Annotated in this window: 16 protein-coding genes; 13 read left to right on the forward strand and 3 right to left on the reverse strand. The window is 70.5% G+C overall.

What is annotated here, in order from left to right; all coding sequences use genetic code 11:
* The 10 genes from VFO26_RS01115 to VFO26_RS01160 all read left to right on the forward strand — a co-directional run bounded on the left by VFO26_RS01115 (position 1) and on the right by VFO26_RS01160 (position 9,979).
* Positions 1-630 (forward strand): isochorismatase family protein, encoded by a 630-nt coding sequence (locus tag VFO26_RS01115; RefSeq protein WP_325113022.1) that lies wholly within the window; start codon positions 1-3, stop codon positions 628-630.
* Positions 627-1,364: a DUF3891 family protein gene (locus VFO26_RS01120; protein ID WP_325113023.1), complete on the forward strand. Its 738-nt coding sequence runs from the start codon at positions 627-629 to the stop codon at positions 1,362-1,364. The genes VFO26_RS01115 and VFO26_RS01120 overlap by 4 nt, the downstream gene beginning before the upstream one ends.
* Positions 1,361-2,224 carry an alpha/beta hydrolase gene (locus tag VFO26_RS01125; protein WP_325113024.1) on the forward strand — a complete coding sequence of 288 codons (864 nt, stop codon included), beginning with the start codon at positions 1,361-1,363 and terminating at the stop codon, positions 2,222-2,224. The genes VFO26_RS01120 and VFO26_RS01125 overlap by 4 nt, the downstream gene beginning before the upstream one ends.
* A complete protein-coding gene (locus VFO26_RS01130; RefSeq protein WP_325113025.1) occupies positions 2,224-3,588 on the forward strand; it encodes a purine-cytosine permease family protein in 1,365 nt (454 codons plus the stop codon). The genes VFO26_RS01125 and VFO26_RS01130 overlap by 1 nt, the downstream gene beginning before the upstream one ends.
* A gap of 69 nt (positions 3,589-3,657) precedes the next feature.
* The gene (locus VFO26_RS01135) at positions 3,658-4,140 is read left to right on the forward strand and encodes a hypothetical protein (protein WP_325113026.1); all 483 of its coding nucleotides are present in this window, start codon (positions 3,658-3,660) and stop codon (positions 4,138-4,140) included.
* A 199-nt stretch (positions 4,141-4,339) separates the two neighbouring features.
* Positions 4,340-5,875 carry an ABC transporter substrate-binding protein gene (locus VFO26_RS01140; RefSeq protein ID WP_325113027.1) on the forward strand — a complete coding sequence of 512 codons (1,536 nt, stop codon included), beginning with the start codon at positions 4,340-4,342 and terminating at the stop codon, positions 5,873-5,875.
* Between the two features lie 18 nt (positions 5,876-5,893).
* A complete protein-coding gene (locus VFO26_RS01145; RefSeq protein ID WP_325113028.1) occupies positions 5,894-7,027 on the forward strand; it encodes an ABC transporter ATP-binding protein in 1,134 nt (377 codons plus the stop codon).
* Entirely contained in the window at positions 7,005-7,997 is a 993-nt protein-coding gene (locus VFO26_RS01150; protein ID WP_325113029.1) for an ABC transporter permease, read from the forward strand. The genes VFO26_RS01145 and VFO26_RS01150 overlap by 23 nt, the downstream gene beginning before the upstream one ends.
* Positions 7,994-8,983, forward strand: a complete 990-nt coding sequence (locus VFO26_RS01155) for an ABC transporter permease (protein WP_325113030.1) — start codon at positions 7,994-7,996, stop codon at positions 8,981-8,983. The genes VFO26_RS01150 and VFO26_RS01155 overlap by 4 nt, the downstream gene beginning before the upstream one ends.
* A gap of 18 nt (positions 8,984-9,001) precedes the next feature.
* Positions 9,002-9,979 carry an asparaginase gene (locus VFO26_RS01160; protein ID WP_325113031.1) on the forward strand — a complete coding sequence of 326 codons (978 nt, stop codon included), beginning with the start codon at positions 9,002-9,004 and terminating at the stop codon, positions 9,977-9,979.
* Positions 9,980-9,993: 14 nt separating this feature from the next.
* Here VFO26_RS01160 and VFO26_RS01165 read toward each other — a convergent pair whose 3' ends face one another.
* A complete protein-coding gene (locus VFO26_RS01165) occupies positions 9,994-10,875 on the reverse strand; it encodes a polysaccharide deacetylase (protein ID WP_325113032.1) in 882 nt (293 codons plus the stop codon).
* 56 nt (positions 10,876-10,931) lie between these two features.
* Here VFO26_RS01165 and VFO26_RS01170 point away from each other — a divergent pair, with 56 nt between their 5' ends.
* Both VFO26_RS01170 and VFO26_RS01175 read left to right on the forward strand, forming a co-directional pair.
* A complete protein-coding gene (locus VFO26_RS01170; protein ID WP_325113033.1) occupies positions 10,932-11,207 on the forward strand; it encodes a hypothetical protein in 276 nt (91 codons plus the stop codon).
* Entirely contained in the window at positions 11,204-12,157 is a 954-nt protein-coding gene (locus VFO26_RS01175; RefSeq protein WP_325113034.1) for a GTP-binding protein, read from the forward strand. Before VFO26_RS01170 ends, VFO26_RS01175 begins: the two co-directional genes overlap by 4 nt.
* Positions 12,158-12,160: 3 nt before the next feature.
* Here the strand turns inward: VFO26_RS01175 and VFO26_RS01180 are convergent, their stop codons facing one another.
* The gene (locus tag VFO26_RS01180) at positions 12,161-12,622 is read right to left on the reverse strand and encodes a hypothetical protein (RefSeq protein ID WP_325113035.1); all 462 of its coding nucleotides are present in this window, start codon (positions 12,620-12,622) and stop codon (positions 12,161-12,163) included.
* 159 nt (positions 12,623-12,781) lie between these two features.
* On the opposite strand from VFO26_RS01180, the gene VFO26_RS01185 reads away from it, so the two are divergent.
* On the forward strand, positions 12,782-16,318 hold the full coding sequence (locus VFO26_RS01185) for an ATP-binding protein (RefSeq protein ID WP_325113036.1): 3,537 nt from the start codon (positions 12,782-12,784) through the stop codon (positions 16,316-16,318).
* On the opposite strand, the gene VFO26_RS01190 is transcribed toward VFO26_RS01185, so the two are convergent.
* A complete protein-coding gene (locus VFO26_RS01190; RefSeq protein ID WP_325113037.1) occupies positions 16,312-17,475 on the reverse strand; it encodes an acyl-CoA dehydrogenase family protein in 1,164 nt (387 codons plus the stop codon). The genes VFO26_RS01185 and VFO26_RS01190 overlap by 7 nt on opposite strands.
* Between the last annotated feature and the right edge of the window lie 8 nt (positions 17,476-17,483).

A 17,483-nucleotide genomic window follows, 5' to 3' on the forward strand; every position in this document is an offset into this window, starting at 1 on the left:
GTGAGGCACCGCGGCTTCCACGGCAGGGCGGGCCTCGGCTCGAGGCCCGCCCTGGTCGTCGTCGACGTCAACGTCGGGTTCACCGACCCCGAGTCGCCGCTCGTCTGCGACCTCGACGACGTCGTGGAGGCGATCCGGCGGCTCCTGGGGGCATTCCGCGAGAGCGATCTCCCCGTCGCGTACACGACCGTCTCCTACGACGAGGCGGCGAAGCGCGCGGCAGGGGCCTTCATCGACAAGGTGCCGGCCCTCCTGACCCTGGAGGCGGGATCGCGCTGGGTGGAGATCGATCCCCGCATCGCCCCGCTGGGCACCGAGCCCGTGTTCAACAAGCTCTGGGCCTCGGCGTTCTTCGCGACCCCGCTCGCGAGCTTCCTCGCCGCGGGCCGCGCCGACAGCCTCGTCGTCACGGGGGCCTCGACCTCGGGCTGCATCCGGGCGACCGTGGTCGACGCGCTGCAGCACGGCTACCGGCCGACGGTCCCCCGCGAGGCGGTGGGCGACCGGAACCCGGCGGCGCACGAGGCGAACCTCTACGACATCGAGGCCAAGTACGGCGACGTCGTCTCCCTGGACGAGGTGCTCGCCTCCGTGACGGCCGCGCCGAGGGAGGACATGATCGCGGGATGATCGTCCGCGACGCAGGCGACGCGTGGCAGGTCGTCCTCCAGACGGATCACGCGGACCTCTCCGGCGCGTTCGCACGCGCCTGGGCCGAGCAGGGCCCCCGGCACGACTCGCTCGTGCTCGCGGCGGAGCGCCACGACGACGGCTGGGCCGTGTGGGAGCAGTCACCGCTCGTGGACGCGGACGGCGCGCCGGTGAACTTCCTCGACGTCCAGGTGCCTGCCCACCTCGCCTTCTACCGGGCCGGCATCGCGGCGATCGCAGACGAGGATCCCTACGCGGGCCTGCTCGTCTCGATGCACGGCGCGGGCATCTACCGGCAGCGCTACGGCGAGGACCCAGGGCTCCGGCTCACGCACGCCGACGACGTCGCCGAGCTCGTGGAGGAGTTCGTCGCCGAGCAGGAGGCGAGCGCCCGGGCGCGACTGGACGCCGCAGGGGTCGACGACGAGCTGCGCTGGGCCGACTACCGGCGGCTCCAGTCCTACGACCGGCTCTCGCTCCTCTTCTGCATGCGCGACCTCGAACGGGAGCAGCCGTTCGAGCTCGGAGCCCTGCGGATCGAGCCGCGCGGCGCCTGGCGGATCGGCGTGGAGCCGTACCCGTTCGCCGACGGCGCACGCACGCTCGAGCTCGTCCGCCGCCTCGTCCCGAAGCGGGGGTGGACACAGAAGGCGTTCCGGGAGCAGTTCCTCGAGCTCGAGCCGGAGCGGTTGGAGATCGTGGTCGAGCCGTGACGGAGGGAGCGATGGAGAACGCGGTGGAGGGTGTCGTCGTCGTGAACGGTGTCAAGCTCTGGCACAGGATCACGGGCGAGGGCGAGCCGGTCGTCCAGATCCACGGAGCCGGGTTCGGGCACTTCAACTTCGACCCGGTGACGCCGGCGCTGGCCGAGCGGTTCCGGGTCGTCGACTACGACATGCGCGGGTACGGGCGGTCGGATCGCCCGGTGCAGGACTACGACATGGAGGTGTGGGCGGACGACCTCGCGGGGTTGATGGACGCACTCGGGCTGGAGGCGGCCCACGTCCACGGGACGTCGATGGGCGGCATGATCGCGATCGTCTTCGCGGGCAAGTACCCGCAGCGGACGACGTCCGTCGTGATCAACTGCGCGGCCGCCAAGCTCGGCGCGACCGGCTGCCTGATCTTCAAGAACTGGATCGACATCGCCCGTCTCGACCCCGAGGGACCGGGCAGCCGCGTGCTCGCCGAGCTGATCACCTGGCAGGCGCTCTCGAAGCGCTTCGTGGCGGAGCAGGGGGCCGAGGGGCTCGCCGACGCGATGCAGACGATCCTCCGGGACTCGAACGACCTCGAGATCTTCACCGCCGCGTGTCAGGCGATGTGCGACATGGACCTGCGGCCCTGGCTCTCGAGGATCACCTCCCCGGCGCTCGTGCTCGGCGGCGACGAGGATCTGATGACACCCTGGGACCAGGGGCCGGACGGCGCCGGCCAGCAGGCGATCGCGGACGGGATCCCCGGCGCGCAGACGCACGTGATCCGGGGCGCGAACCACTCCACGATCTTCGACTCGACGGCGGAGCACGCCAGCGTCGTGAGCGAGTTCTTCGCGCGCCACGCCGCGCGCTGATGCCCGCCGTCGAGGAGTACGGGATCGAGCCGATCCCGCCGGAGCTACGTACCGCCGGCTGGCGCGACCTCTTCGCGGTCAACTTCACGTTCTTTCTCAACCCCGTGATGTACGTCCTCGGGGCGCTCGCCGTGCTCGAGGGCGGGCTGCCGCTGCCCTGGGCGATCGTCGCCATGGTGCTCGGGCAGGCGCTCGCCTTCGGCCTCCTCGTCGTGGTCGCCCGCCCGGGCGTGGACGACGGCCTGCCCGGCCAGGTCGCGATGCGCGCGACGTTCGGGATCCTCGGCGCCCGCCTCGCCACGTCGCCCTACCGGATGGTCGCGGCGACCTACTGGTTCGCCGCCCAGGCGCTCACCGGCGCGCTCGGCTTCCAGGCGATCGTCGACGCGATGTCCGGGCACCGCCTCCCGCTCGTGCCCACGGCGGTCGGACTCGGCGTCTTCTACGCCGCCCTCGCCCTGCTCGGCTTCGACGTGATGCGGTGGCTGCTCAAGCTCGTGCTGCCGCTCTCGCTCGGCGCCGCCGCCGTGCTGGTGGCGCTCTTCATCGCCTCCGACGACCCGCGCTACGCGCCGTCCCGGGTGCTCGACTCGCCCGACCAGAGCCTCACGTGGGTCGGCTTCGCGACCTTCGTGACCGTGATGTGCGGCTCGTCGCTGACGTTCGTCACCAACGTCGCCGACGTCTGCCGCTACACGCCGACGCGACGCGACATGCGGATCGGTCTCGTCGCGTCGGCGCTCCTCGCCGCGGTCGCGACCACCTTCGTCGGGGGCTACGTCGCCGCGGCGAGCGGCGACACGAACCCTTTCGTCGCCGCCGCGGGACTGACGTCGAGCGACGTGATCCTGGCCGGCCTGCTCGTGGCGATCGTCGTCCAGACGGTCGCCGCCAACCTCACGAACGTGTACACGGCAGGGCTGTCGCTGGTGAACTCCGTGCCGCGCCTCGGCCGGCTGCGGGCGACGGCGATCGCCGGAGCGGCGGCGGTGGTGCTCTCGGGCTTCCCCTCGTTCATCGAGGAGGCCCAGTCGTGGGTCACGCATCTGGGCAACCTCGGCGCGCCGCTGACGGGCGTCGTGCTCGCCGACTACCTCGTGGCGCAGCGGGGGCGGATCGACGTGCCCGCCCTGTTCGATCCGGCCGGTCGCTACCGCTACCGCGCCGGCGTCAACCTCTCCGCCCTGGTCGGGATCGTCGCAGGGGTGGCCGCGTACTACGCCGTCCCGGACGGCGCGCTGAAGGTCGTCTGGGGCATCGCCGTCGCGGCGCTCGGCTACCTCGCTGCCCGTGAGCTCGAGCTCCGGATCGTCGGCCGCGGGCCGGTGCCGGCACCGGTCTCGGAGGGGGCGAAGCCCCGCTGAGCCCGCGCGGCCCGGCTCAGCGCCGGTGGACTGCGATCCGAAAGCGGATTTTCGACGAAGATATGGTGTATGCGGACGCTGAGAGGTCGGCGCACGCTCGTGGGCGCTGCCTGCGCCGTCGCCACGGCGGCAATCGTCACAACCGTCGTCCTCGTCTTCAGCGCGAGCTCGAGAGCCGAGCCCACGGTGGCGCAGTACTTCGCACGCGTGGCGGCGATCTGCCGCGTCTACGGGCCGCGGCTCGACAGGATCCGGCCGCCCGACGTCGCGGAGCCCGCGAACGTGATCGACGCCGTCGTCCGGGCCCTCCCGCTCGCGCGAGCGCAGAAGCGTAAGGTCAGTGCGCTCGAGCCACCTCCGAAGCTGCGTGCCAGGGTGACGCGCTGGCTCGACCTCCAGGAACGGCGGCTGGAGATGCTCGAGAAAGCGCTGCGGGCGGCTCGAAAGCAGGATTTCCGGGCGCTGAGCGTCGCCTACGTCGACTTCATCCTCGCGGGCCCGAAGGTGGCACGGCTCGGGACCGCGATCGGCGTCCCTCACCCACCGTGCTAGGCATGCGCTCGAACGGTCCACGAGCCTGGTTGGGCGTTGACTCGCGCCCGCGCCGGTTGTATACAAACAGCATTCCAGGGTCTGGTCCAACCTGTCGTTCCCGCGGCTGCGGTATCGCCAATGCCCTCCGCGACTCGCCTGTCTGTCAGCCCCGAACCGTCGAGACCCTCGAGAGTCGCGAGGGGAAAGGAGCACACGTATGAGTGGGGAGTGGGAGTACGACCCCTACGAATATGCCGAGGAGCTCGCCGCCGGGGAGGATCTCGGCCGAAGCGATCTCTCGACGCCCGAGCGGAGAGAGGACGAGCGCGGGGGCCTGACCCGCCGGGAGCTCATCGCCCGGGGTGGCGCGGGTGCGGCGATGGTCGGCGGCCTGGGCGCGCTCGCGGGGCCGGCCGCAGCCGCCAGGCAAGGTTCCAGCGAGGTCGACGCGAACGGGAAGTTCACGGGCACGCTGCGCGTGCTCACGCTCGGGGTCGAGTTCCCGATCCCCGACATCGCGAAGCAGGCGTCCAAGGACCTCGGCTTCACGGTGAAGCCGATCCTCGCTCCGTCGGAGAAGCAGCCGCAGATCGCGATCACGTCGCCCGACACGTTCGACGTCTTCGGCGGCTACAACTACCAGTCGCTGCAGGTCTGGCCGTCGGGTGGGCTCCAGCCGGTCGACACGCGCCGGCTCAAGAGCTGGGCGGCGCAGTACAAGCTGTTCACGCACGGCAAGCTCAACCCGGCGTCCGGCGTGTGCACGTTCGGCCAGGGCAACGCGCCCTTCCGGACGACGTTCGTCGACCCGGACGGCTCGACCGGCCTTCCGGCGTACGCCAACGGCCCGAAGAGCAACCGGCAGATCATCCGCTGGATCGGCGAGGACGGCAAGCCGATCGGCGGGAAGCCGCAGCCGCGCTGGATCGTCGGCCCGGCGGCGCACTTCAACGCCGACTCCATGGGCTACAACGCCGACGTGATCAAGAAGCGGCCGGGGCAGGTGTCGTGGGCCGAGCTCCTGAACAACCGGTGGAAGGGGCGGGTCTCCCTCCTCCGCGACCCGGGCATCATGAGCCAGGACGGGGCGGCCGCGGTCGGCGCCCTCGGCCTCCTCAAGATCAAGGACTACGGCAACCCGACGAAGGGCGAGATCGACCGGCTCTTCAAGATCCTCACGAGGTACAAGAAGCAGGGCCAGTTCCGCGCCTTCTGGTCGGCGTTCACGGACTCGGTCAACTTCATGGTCTCCGGTGAGGTCGTGATCGAGTCGATGTGGTCTCCTGCGGTCGCGCTGGTCAAGGCGGCCGGCGTGAACATCCTCTACGCAGCGCCGCCCGAGGGCTTCCGCGGCTGGTGCAGCGCCGAGGGCATCTCGTCGAAGGTCACCGACCCGGCGAAGCTGCAGGCGTGTTACGACTACATCAACTGGAACTACAACGGGTACCTCGGCGCCGTGATCATGCGTCAGGGCTACTACATCGCCAACGGCCAGAGACTGCTCCCGTGGATCAAGTCCGCGGCGGGGAAGCGGGCAGGCTTCACGCCCGCCGAGTACGACTACTGGTGGGGCGGCAAGGCGGCCCCGAGAGACCTGCCGGGCATCACGGGCAAGGTCGGCGACATCAAGAAGGGCGAGCGCCGCGAGGGCGGTTCGTTCCAGCAGCGCATCTGCAAGTACTACTCGTGGAACTCGTTCGGCAAGGAGAGCGTTTACCTCACCAAGAGGGCGAACGACTTCCTGTCCGCGTAACGTCGAATGACGGATCACGTGGAGGACATCGAGGGGGCGGCACCTGCCGCCCCCTCGCCATCGAGCGGGTCGGGCCTCGACCTCATCGGGTTGACGAAGGTGTTCCCCGGCGGGACGGTCGCCGTCGACGACGTCAACCTGCACGTGGAGCACGGGGAGTACGTCGTCCTGCTGGGGCCGTCCGGCTGCGGCAAGACGACGACGCTGCGGATGATCGGCGGCCACGAGTTCCCGTCCGAGGGCGACATCGTCCTCGACGGCCAGTCGCTGGTCGACCTGCCGCCGCACAAGCGGCCGACGACCACGGTGTTCCAGCACTTCGCCCTGTTCCCGCACCGGTCGGTGCTCGCGAACGTCGAGTTCGGCCTCAAGATGCACGGCGTCGGGAAGGAGGAGCGGCGGCAGCGGGCGTTCGAGGCGCTCGACATGGTCGGGCTGACCCCCCTGGCCGACCGCAAGCCGAGGGCGCTCTCCGGCGGTCAGCAGCAGCGCGTCGCCCTGGCCCGGGTGCTCGTGACGAAGCCGAAGGCGCTGCTCCTGGACGAGCCGCTCGGCGACCTCGACCGGCTGCTCCAGCTGCGGATGCGCGTCGAGCTGCGCAACCTCCAGCGCCAGCTGGGCCTGATGTTCATCCACGTCACGCACAACCAGGAAGAGGCGCTCTCGATGGCCGATCGGATCGTGGTCATGAACGAGGCGCGGATCCAGCAGGTCGCCGACCCCCTCACGATCGCCACGCGGCCCGCGACCGAGCTCGTCGCCCGGTTCATGGGCGACAACAACATCATCCGCGGCACCGTGACCGAGCGCGAGGGCGACCGGCTCGTCGTCGAGGACGAGCAGCAGGTGCGGGCGAGCGTGAGGGCACCCGAGGCCCGGCAGTCGGTCGGCGACCCGGCCATGATCTCGGTCCGGGCCGCGGCCGTGATCGTGGATCCGAACGGCGCGACCGCGAGCGACCTCAACACGGCCGAGTGCGAGATCGTCTTCGTCGAGTTCCTCGGTGACCTCGTCAAGCTGCACCTGCTCACGGGCGGTGAGCGCATGCTCGCCAAGGTCGGCGCGGAGGCGTACCCGGCGCTCCGCGGCCGCGAGGGCGAGCGGATCCGGATCTCCTGGAAGGAGGAGGATGTCCAGCTCCTCGACGCCTGATCACCTGGACGAGGACGCCGCCAGGCTCGCGCTCGAGGAAGTCGAGGAGGCCGAGGCCGTCCTCGCGCAGCGTCCCCAGAAGGCGGAGGCGGCGCTCGGGGAAGGTGCGGGAAGCGGCCGCTCGAGCGGCTGGGTGACGGCCGCGCTGGCGGCGCCGGGGCTGCTCTGGATCGGCTTCTACCTGATCGCCCCGCTCGTGATCATCGTCCTCGTCAGCTTCTGGACCTTCACGGACTCCGGGTTCGAGCGAACGTGGACGCTCGAGAACTACAGCGAGCTCTTCAACGACTCGACGTACTGGGACAACATGATCTCGACCTTCGTGACGTCGCTGATCGCGGTGGTCGCATGTCTCGTCCTCGGGTTCCCCGTCGCCTACTTCCTCGCCCTCAAGGTCGAGAGCCTGCGTATCCAGATCGCGCTGTTCATCATCGCGCTGGCGCCGTTCTGGACGAGCTTCCTCACGCGCGCCATCGCGTGGACGTTCCCGCTGATGGGTCGTGAGGGCGCGCTGAACCAGGTGCTCATCAAGCTGGGGATCATCGCCGAGCCGATCCCGGAGTTCGGCTTCTCGACGCTCTCGGTGCGTCTCGCGATGATCCAGCTCTACATCCTGTTCATGATCACGCCCCTGTTCTTCTCGCTGGCGCAGGTCGACCGCCATGCGATCGAGGCCGCGCGCGACCTCGGCGGCAACTGGTGGAGGACGTTCCGGGAGGTGATCCTCCCCCAGACGATGCCCGGCATCGTGATCGGCTCGATCTTTATCTTCGTCCTCACGATGGGCGACTACGGGACGGTCGCAACCGTGGGCGGGGGCAACATCACCTCCGTCGGTACGCTGATCTACTCGAAGATCGGAGCCGTGCAGTACCCGCAGGGCGCCGCCTCGGCCGTGCTGCTGGTGATCGTCCTGATGGTCGGCGTCTGGGTGATCACGCGCTTCTCCAACCTGAGGGAGGAGCTGTGATCGAGACCATGGCCCAGGCTGCGGAGGCGGTCGCGCGGCCGCAGGACGTCGTCGTGCGCCGCGAGGTGAAGCAGCGCCGTGACTGGGCGAAGCTCGGCCTCGGCGTCTACTTCTTCATCTTCCTCTTCTTCCTCTACATCCCGATGATCCTGATGGCGATCCTCTCCTTCCAGGGCGACACGGGCCAGCTCACGTTCCCGTTCCGTGGCCCCGTGAGCCTCGACTGGTGGAAGACGCTCTGGGACTCGAACCTCTTCAACACCATCGCCGACGACGTCAGCGCGTCGGGCCGTCAGTCCCTCTGGCTCAGCCTCGCGGCGGGAGCCCTCGTGGCCGTCTTCGGGTTCATGCTGTCGATGGCCTTCCGCCGCCGGTGGCGCCTGCGGACGGACGTCGTGGCCTTCTACGTCCTGATGCTCGCGCTGATGACCCCTGCCTTCCTCGTCGGGCTCGGCAACCAGCTGCTGTGGCGGTTCATGGGCGAGACGCCGAGCCTGTGGTACACGGCGCTCGGCGCGAACGTGATCTGGGGGATCCCGTTCTCGTTCCTCGTCATGCTCGCGGTCTGGAACCGGTACGACCGCCACATCGAGGAGGCGGCGCGGGACCTCGGGGCGAACTCGGTCACCACGTTCCGCGAGGTGACGCTCCCGCTCGTCTGGACGGGCGTGTTCGGCAGCTTCCTGTTCGGTTTCACCCTGACCTGGAACGACTTCGACCGGACGATCCTGCTGCAGAACGGTTACGAGGCGCAGCCTCTGCCGATCCTGATCGGCACCTGGCCGTCCTCGAGGCCGATCCTCCCCAACCTGTACGCGCTCGGCGCCGGGACGACCGCGGTGACGCTGTTCCTGATCTTCACGGTGCTCGTCGCCGTCACGCTCCGGCTCCGCTTCCGCAGCGCGCCGGTGACCCGTCCGGCGGAGGAGCTCGGCGAGGCGGACAGCCTCGCCGGCCCCGGCAGTCTCCGGCGGCCCGCGGAGTAGCCCGTCAGGGGCAGTCGCGTGGGCGCGGCACACGCTCCGACCGTCGTCGTGGTCTCGACGGGCGGCACGATCGCGATGCGGCCCGATCCCGCGAGCGGGAAGCTCGTCCCCGCCGTCTCGGGCGAGGAGCTGATGGAGATGCTCGAGTGGCCGGAGGCACCCGCGATCGAGCTCGACGACTTCGCCCGGGTGCCGAGCTTCGACGTCCACGGGGAGCTCGCGCTCGCCCTCGCGCGGCGCGTGGGCGAGCACGCAGGCGGCGGCACCCCGACGGTCGTCACGCACGGCACCGACACGATGGAGGAGACCGCCTACCTGGCCGACCTGCTGCTTCCCGAGAGGGCGGCACCCGTGGTCTTCACGGGCGCGCAGCGGGGAGCCGAGGAGCGGGACGCCGACGGCCCGCGCAACCTCCGCGACGCGATCACGGCCGCCCTGGCGGAGGACGCCGCCGGACGAGGCGTGCTGGTCTCCTTCGCGGGCGAGGTGCACGCTGCGCGGGAGGCGCGCAAGGTGCACACGAGCGCCCTGCAGGCGTTCGCCTCTCCCGGCTACGGCCCGCTCGGGCACGTCGACGCCGGCGCGGTGCGTTTCCGCCGCCGCCCCCTGCGGCGCGCCTCCCTGCCGCCGCCGGAGCTGCTCGCGCCCGTCGACCTGATCCGCCTGCACGCCGGCAGCGACGCGCGCTTCCTGCGCACGGCGGTCGGGTCCGGCGCCCAAGCGATCGTGCTCGAAGGCACCGGCCGTGGCAACGCGAACGACCAGGTCGTGGAGGGCGTGCGCGAGGCGGTCGCGGCCGGGGTCGCGGTCGTCGTCTGCTCACGCTGCACGGAAGGGCGGGTCGAGCCCGTGTACGGTCGCGGCGGCGGCCGCGACCTCGCCGAGGCGGGCGCGCTGTTCGCGGGCGACCTGGCGGGCCCGAAAGCGCGCGTGCTGCTGCAGGTCGCCCTGGGCGCCGGGCTCGACGCGGCCGGCGTCCTCTCGTCGCAGTCCTAGCACGGAGCTCGCCGTCAGGCCTTGCGCGCCGAGCGCTGCGCGAAGTCGTCCGCGATCTCGTCGAACGTCGCCCAGCGCACCCCGTCGTGCCCGTTGATGTGGTCGATGATCCGCTGGTGCATCGCAAGCACGGCGGGCCGCCCGCTGACGTCGGGATGGATGGTCATCGTGAACACGGCGTAGTCGTGCTCGGCGTAGACCCAGTCGAACTGGTCCATCCACAGCTGCTCGATGTCGCGCGGGTTGACGAAGCCGTGGCTGTTCGGCGCCGTCTTGATGAACATCATCGGGGGGAGGTCGTCGAGGTACCAGCTCGCCGGGATCTCGATCAGATCGGTCTCCTCGCCGCGGACGAGGGGGAGCATCCACTCCTCGGCCCGCTTCGAGTAGTCGATCTTCGTCCAGGAGTCGCCCACGCGGACGTGGTACGGCAGGAAGTCGTGGTGCATGAGACTGTGGTCGTACTTGATGCCCCGCTCGAGCAGGAGCTCGTTGGTGACGGTCGAGAACTCCCACCACGGTGCGACGTAGCCGGTCGGCCTGCGGCCCGAGACCTGCTCCACGAGCCCGATGCACTTGTCGAGCACGGCCGTCTCCTGCTCTCTCGTCATCGCGATCGGGTTCTCGTGCGTGTAGCCGTGGATCCCCATCTCGTGCCCCGCAGCGACGACCATCTCGGTCTCGCGCGGGAACGTCTCGATCGAGTGGCCGGGGATGAACCAGGTCGTCTTCAGGCTGTTCCGCTCGAACAGCTGCAGCAGGCGCGGCGTCCCCACCTCGCCGGCGAACAGCCCGCGCGAGATGTCGTCGGGCGAGTTCTCGCCCCCGTACGACCCGAGCCAGCCCGCGACCGCGTCGACGTCCACGCCGTACGCGACGAAGATCTCCTTGGCCATCTCCCTCACCCTCCGTTCCGTCCGCCCCTCGCCGGTGCTGCTACAACGCGACTCTAATGTGCTCGCTCTGCGGCGTCATGTCGAAGGAGCACTGGGCCGAGCTCGGCGACGGGCGGCGGGCGCGCGTCTTCCGCGCCGCCCTGCTCGACAGGGTGCTCTCGCAGTTCGGGCTCTCCGTCGCGGCGTGGGCGGGCAGCTACGTCGTCCGCGACGCGAAGGGCGGCGCGGCGGTCGTCTCCGACCTCGGCGCGCTCTGGGTCGAGGCCGAGCGGCTCGCCGGGCGACCCCTCGACCCGCTCGACCCCGGCCTCCTGGCGACGCTCTCCGCGTGAAGACGCCCGTCGTCCTCGTCACGGGCTTTCTCGGCAGCGGCAAGACGACGCTCATCTCCGAGCTCCTGGCGCGGCCCGAGCTGGGCGACACGGCGGTGATCGTGAACGAGCTCGGAGACGTCGGCATCGACCACCACCTCCTCCGCCGCGTCGACGAGCGGACCGTCCTGCTCGCCAGCGGATGCGTCTGCTGCGCCCTGCGCGGCGACCTCGCCGACGAGCTGCGCGACCTGCTCGACCGCCGTGACGCCGGCGAGATCCCGCAGTTCCGGCGCGTGGTCGTCGAGACGACCGGCGTCGCCGACCCGACCCCGATCGTGAACACGCTGCTCTCCGACCCGCTCGTCCCGCACCACTACACGCTGGACACCGTGGTCGCGACGGTCGACGGGATGCACGGCCTGCGCGGGAGCGAGTCGGTGAAGCAGGTTGCCGCGGCGGACACGCTCGTGCTGACGAAGCCGGACCTCGCCGAGCCGGTGTCGCTCGACGCGCTCGAGCGGGAGCTGGAGGCGCTCAATCCCACGGCGCCGGCCCTGCGGGTGGCCTTCGGGAACGTCGAGCCGGAGCTTCTCCTGCGTGGCCCGGAGCACGACCTCGAGCGGCTGCCGACCTCGCCGTCGGTGGAGGGCGAGCACGCGCACGAGATCCACGCCGTGTGCCTCGTGCTCGACGAGGAGGTCGACTGGGTCGCGTTCGGAATCTGGCTGACGATGCTGCTCCAGGCGCGCGGTGCGGACGTGCTCCGGGTCAAGGGCCTGCTCGACACCGGAGGCGAGGGCCCGCTGCTCGTCAACTGCGTCCAGCACGCGGTGCACCCGCCGGTGCACCTCCACGGCTGGCCGGACGAGGACCACCGCTCGCGCCTCGTCGTCATCGGACGGGGCTTCACGGGGGAGGAGCTCGAGGCGTCGTTGCGAGCGTTCTGCGGCGCCGCGTGCCCCGGCTGACCCTCAGGCGGCGCGCGGCTCGGTACGGGGTGTCTCGGCCGACCCGAGGTGAACCCTCGGGCAGAAATGCACGCCCCGCGGGTCGAGGCGCCCGCGGCACACCGGGCACCGCACGACGGGCACGTCGGCAGCAGTGAACACGCGCTCGGCCCCGTGCGCCCGCCGCTCCTCCTCGAGCACACGATTGCGCTCACCGATCCGGACCACAGCCCGCGCAGCAACGCCCGTCCCGCGCACCAGCCGGAGAGCGAGCTGCGGCGCGCTCACCGTCCCCCAGGCTCCGATCCCCCAACTCTCTCCCCGGCACGTGGCGCCGAAGAGATCCGGCTCGACCACCCAGACTATGACGAGCTCGGCGTCGTGCTCCTGGCAGTAGGAGATCGCCGTACGCACGATCTCGGGTGCACCCGCCGACGCGTTCATCTCGGCGACGACCCGCTGTTTCTCGGTCGGTTGCCCGGTCATTGCTCCTCCCTTGCGTCACGAACAGATTGCTCCGTGGACCAGGAGACACCGAGTCGGTCGACGGCGGGTAGCGCCGCGGTTGCAGGCGAGTCGACGATCGGCAGCAGACCGGTAAACGACGCCCCCGAAGCAAGTGCCGTTTGGTACGTTCGCGGGCCAATGGAGTTTCGCCTTCTCGGTCCTCTCGAAGCGGGTGAGCCGGGCGCGCCCGTCGCGCTCGGCTCGGAAAAGCAGCGGGCGCTGCTGGCGCTTCTCCTGCTCGATGCCAATCACGCTGTCTCGCTGAGCCGTCTGATCGAGGGGTTGTGGGGCGAGGCGCCGCCCGAGAAGGCGGTCAAGGCGATCCAGACATACGTGTCACGCCTGCGGAAGGCGTTGCCCGAGGGCGTCTTGTCCACGCGACCGCACGGCTATGCGATCGAGGTCGATCCCGACGATCTCGACCTGCACGTCTTCGAGCGCCTCCTCGAGGAGGGCCGCAGAGGGCTTGCGGAGAACAGGCACGCTGCCGCCGGCGAGGCCCTTCGGCGAGCGCTCGGGCTCTGGCGCGGACTCGCCCTCGCCGAGTTCGCCGCGGAGCCGTTCGCGGCGAGCGAGGGTGCACGCCTCGAGGAGCTCCGCCTGCTTGCTCTCGAGGAGCGAGTCGAAGCAGATCTCGCGCTCGGCCGCCACGCCGACTTGATCGGCGAGCTCGAGCTGCTCGTGGAGCAGCACCCCTTCAGGGAGCGCTTCTGCCTGCAGCTCATGCTCGCCTTGTACCGCTCGGGTCGGGAGGCCGAGGCGCTCGGCGCCTACCGGGACAGGCGCACCCACCTGGTGGGCGAGCTCGGCATCGAGCCGAGCAGGAAGCTCCACGAGCTGGAGAGCGCCATCCTTCGACAGGACCCGGTACTCGACGAGCCGTCCCGGAGCATGACGGAGACCGTCCCGGTCTCACGCCCGAGCATCCCGTTCGTAGGCCGTGAGGTCGAGCTGGCACGTCTCGCGGCTGCGCTCGACGAGGCGTTCGCCGGAGACGGCCGACTCGTCATGGTCTCGGGCGAGCCGGGGATCGGCAAGAGCCGCCTCGTCACAGAGCTCGCCGGGCTCGCTCAGATACGTGGAGCTCGGGTGCTCTGGGGACGCTGCTACGAGCGCGAGGGAGCCCCGCCCTACTGGCCGTGGGTGCAGGCGATCCGGTCGTACGCCGACCAATGCGATCTGCGGCTGCTCGGGTCCGGGCTGCAACGCCACACCGCAACCGTCGCCGAGATCGTGCCGGAGTTGCGCGAACAGCTACCCGGCCTGGGCGCTGCCCCTGCGCCCCGTGATCCGAAGGAGGCCCGCTTCCTCCTCCTCGACTCGGTCGCATCGTTCTTGAGGCACGCAGCCGCGAAGCAGGTCATGACGATCATCCTCGACAACCTCCACGCGGCCGACGCGGGCTCGCTGCTCATGCTCGAGTTCCTTGCCCGGGAGCTCGCGGGCACGCCTCTGCTGGTCGTCGGCACGTATCGAGACGTCGCGCTGAGGCGCGGAGACCGGCTCGTCGAGACCCTGGCCGAGCTCACGCGCGAGGGCACCTTCGAGCGCCTCCCGCTGCGAGGGCTGACCGTGACCGAGGTGGCACGCCTCGTCGAGGCGATCATGGGCCGGCCCGCTGCACCCGAGCTCATGCAGGCGATCCACCGCCAGGCCGAGGGGAACCCCCTGTTCGTCACCGAGGTGGTGCGCGTGCTCGACCAGGAGGACGCCTTCGCCGACGAGAGGAGCCTGTCTCGCGACTGGAGCCTGCGGGTGCCGGAGGGAGTGCGGGCCGTGATCGGCAGGCGCCTCGACCAGCTCTCGCCGGCCTGCAACGATGTCCTCCGGCTTGCGTCCGTCATTGGCCGTGAGTTCGGCCTCCGCCAGCTGCAGGCGCTCGTCGTCGAGTCGGCCGACGACGAGCTGCTCGGGCTCGTGCACGAGGCTCTCGACATGCGCCTCGTCGAGGAGCTCCCCGACACGATCGACTGCTTCCGGTTCACGCACCGGCTGATCCAGGAGACGCTCCTCTCGGAGCTGTCGACCACGCAGCGCGTGCGGCTCCACGCCCGCGTCGCCGAGGCGCTCGAGCAGCACTACGGCGACACGGTCGACGCCCACGCGGCGGAGCTCGTCCACCACTGTGCGGAGGCCGAGACGGTGCTCGGCCCAGCCGCTCTCGTCCGCTACGCGCGGCTCGCCGGCGAGCAGGCCCTCGTCGCGCACTCCTACGAGGAGGCGTCTGCGTACTTCCGCCAGGCCCTGGACGCCAAGGCGGGATTGCAGATGGACGAGGAGACGGCCTCGCTCCTCTTCGGGCTCGCCCGATCCGAGTTCGCGGGGCGCGAACGCTACGACCTCGGAGAGGCGCTGGGGCACATGTGCGAGGCGTTCACGTACTTCGAGACGTCCGGAGACCGGCGGCGGGCGATCGAAGTGGCCACACACCCCGTCCCGTACGTGTACGGCTCACCAGACGCGGCCGGCCTGGCCTCCCGCGCTCTGACGCTCGTCCCGGCCGGCTCGGGGGAGGCGGGCCATCTCTTGTCGACGCTCGGCTGGTTCACGGGCATGACCGACTACGACGCGGCCAGGGACGCATTCGGGCGCTCCACCGCGATCGCCCGGCAGCTCGGCGACGCGACTCTCGAGCGACGAGTCCTCCTCAGCGAGGCCCACGTGGACTTCTGGCATCTCGAGTACGACCGCTGTCTCGAGAAAGGCGAGCGCGCGATCGCGCTGTCGCGAGACGCAGGCGACGAGCGCACCGAGATGCTCGCGCTCTCGGAGGTGATTCGCATGTGCGCAACGCTCGGCCGGCCGGTCGAAGCCGACCGGCACGCGCTGCGCATGCTCGAGCTGGCCGACAGGTTCCGCGAACGCTACTGGCTCGTAACCGCGCGCGTGAACCGACTATGGCTCTGCGTCCTGACCGGAGAGTGGGAAGCTGCGCGGGCGCTGAGCGAGGAGGCGCTCGCCTTGCAGCCGAGGGATGCGCGGAGCCTGGCCAGCCGCGCGCTGGTCGAGTGTCAGCTCGGCGAGCACGACCTGGCCGACGCCCACGCCGATCGGCTCGTGGAGGCGCGGTGGCTCTCGGCGACAGGGTTCGCGTTCGAGGACGCTTGTGTCGCCGGGTACCTGCCGCTGCTGGCGCGCATCGCCGGCAACGATGGGCGGCTCGACAAGGCGGCGGAGGCAGCTGCTCACGTCGACTCGTCCGGGGTCGTGCTTCCCCTGCTCGACATGTACTGCGGAGTCGGCCGCGCCCTGACCGCGGTGCGAGAGCACGACGCAGCTCGCGCTCGGGCGGAGCACGACGCGCTCTTGCACCTGCGTGGAACCGCACTGGCGCTGATCGGTGTCACCGCCGACCGACTGCTAGGACTTCTCTCAGCGACCGCCGGCGACGTGGAGACGGCGCTGAGCCACTTCGAGCGCGGGCTCGATTTCTGCCGACGCACCGGCTACCGGCCCGAGTGCGCCTGGACCGCGTCGGACTACGCCGAGGTGCTCCTCGGCGTTCCCGATGCGGACGGGACCGCACGCGCGGCGGACCTCCGAGCCGAGGCGCTCTCGATAGCGCGGGAGCTCGGCATGCTGCCGCTCGCGGACCGCCTGAGCTCCTCCTCCCGCGGCATGTCTCGGCGCCGCACCCAGTCTCGGGCCGCGTCGCAGGCGACGACAGATCAGTAGGAGCGCGGCATGCCGAGCACGTGCTGACCCAGGTACGCGAGGATCAGGTTGTTCGAGACCGGCGCCACCTTGTACAGGCGCGTCTCGCGGAACTTCCGCTCGACGTCGTACTCCTCGGCGAAGCCGAAGCCGCCGTGCGTGTCGAGGCAGACGTTGGCCGCCTGCCATGACGCCTCGGCGGCGAGCAGCTTGGCCATGTTCGCCTCCGCCCCGCACGGGAGCCCCTGCTCGAACAGCCACGCGGCCTTGTAGCGCATCAGGTCCGCCGCCTCGATCTGGGCGTGCGCCTGGGCGATCGGGAACTGGACGCCCTGGTTGGCGCCGATCGGCCGACCGAACACGACGCGCTCCGAGGCGTAGGCGGCCGCCTTCCGGACGAACCAGTGACCGTCGCCGATGCACTCCGCCGCGATCAGCACGCGCTCGGCGTTCATGCCGTCGAGGATGTAGCGGAAGCCGAGCCCCTCCTCGCCGACGAGGTCCTCGTCAGGCACGAACACGCCGTCGAGCCAGATCTCCGTGGTCGCGTGGTTCATCAGCGTCCTGATCGGCCTGATCGTCATGGTGCCCTCGGCCTGGGCGCGCTTCATGTCCACGAGAAAGGTCGAGAGGCCGTGCGTGCGCCGCTCGACCTGGTCTGCGGGGGCCGTGCGCGCGAGCAGCAGCATCAGGTCGGAGTGGAGCGCCCGCGAGGTCCAGATCTTCTGACCTCTGACGAGCCAGCCTCCGTCCGAGCGCGCCGCGGTCGTCTGGATCGAGGTCGTGTCGGAGCCGGCCGTCGGCTCGGTCACGCCGAAGGCCTGCAGCCGGAGCTCGCCGGAGGCGATGCGCGGCAGATAGCGGAGCTTCTGCTCCTCCGAGCCGTGCCGCAGGATCGTGCCCATCGTGTACATCTGCGCGTGGCAGGCGCCGCTCGAGCCGCCCGACGCATTGATCTCCTCGAGGATCACGCTCGCCGCCGTGAGCGACAGGCCCGCGCCGCCGTACTCCTCGGGGACGAGAGCCGCGAGCCACCCGTTCTCGGTGAGCGCGCGGACGAACTCGGCGGGGTAGGTGTCCGGCTCGAGACCGCGCCAGTACTCCCCCGGGAAGCGGGAGCAGAGCTCGCGCACGGCTGTGCGGATCCCTGAGAGCTCCTCGGCGGGCGCGAAGTCCACGCTACGTG

This window comes from Gaiella sp., from assembly GCF_035710885.1.
Classification (GTDB): domain Bacteria; phylum Actinomycetota; class Thermoleophilia; order Gaiellales; family Gaiellaceae; genus Gaiella.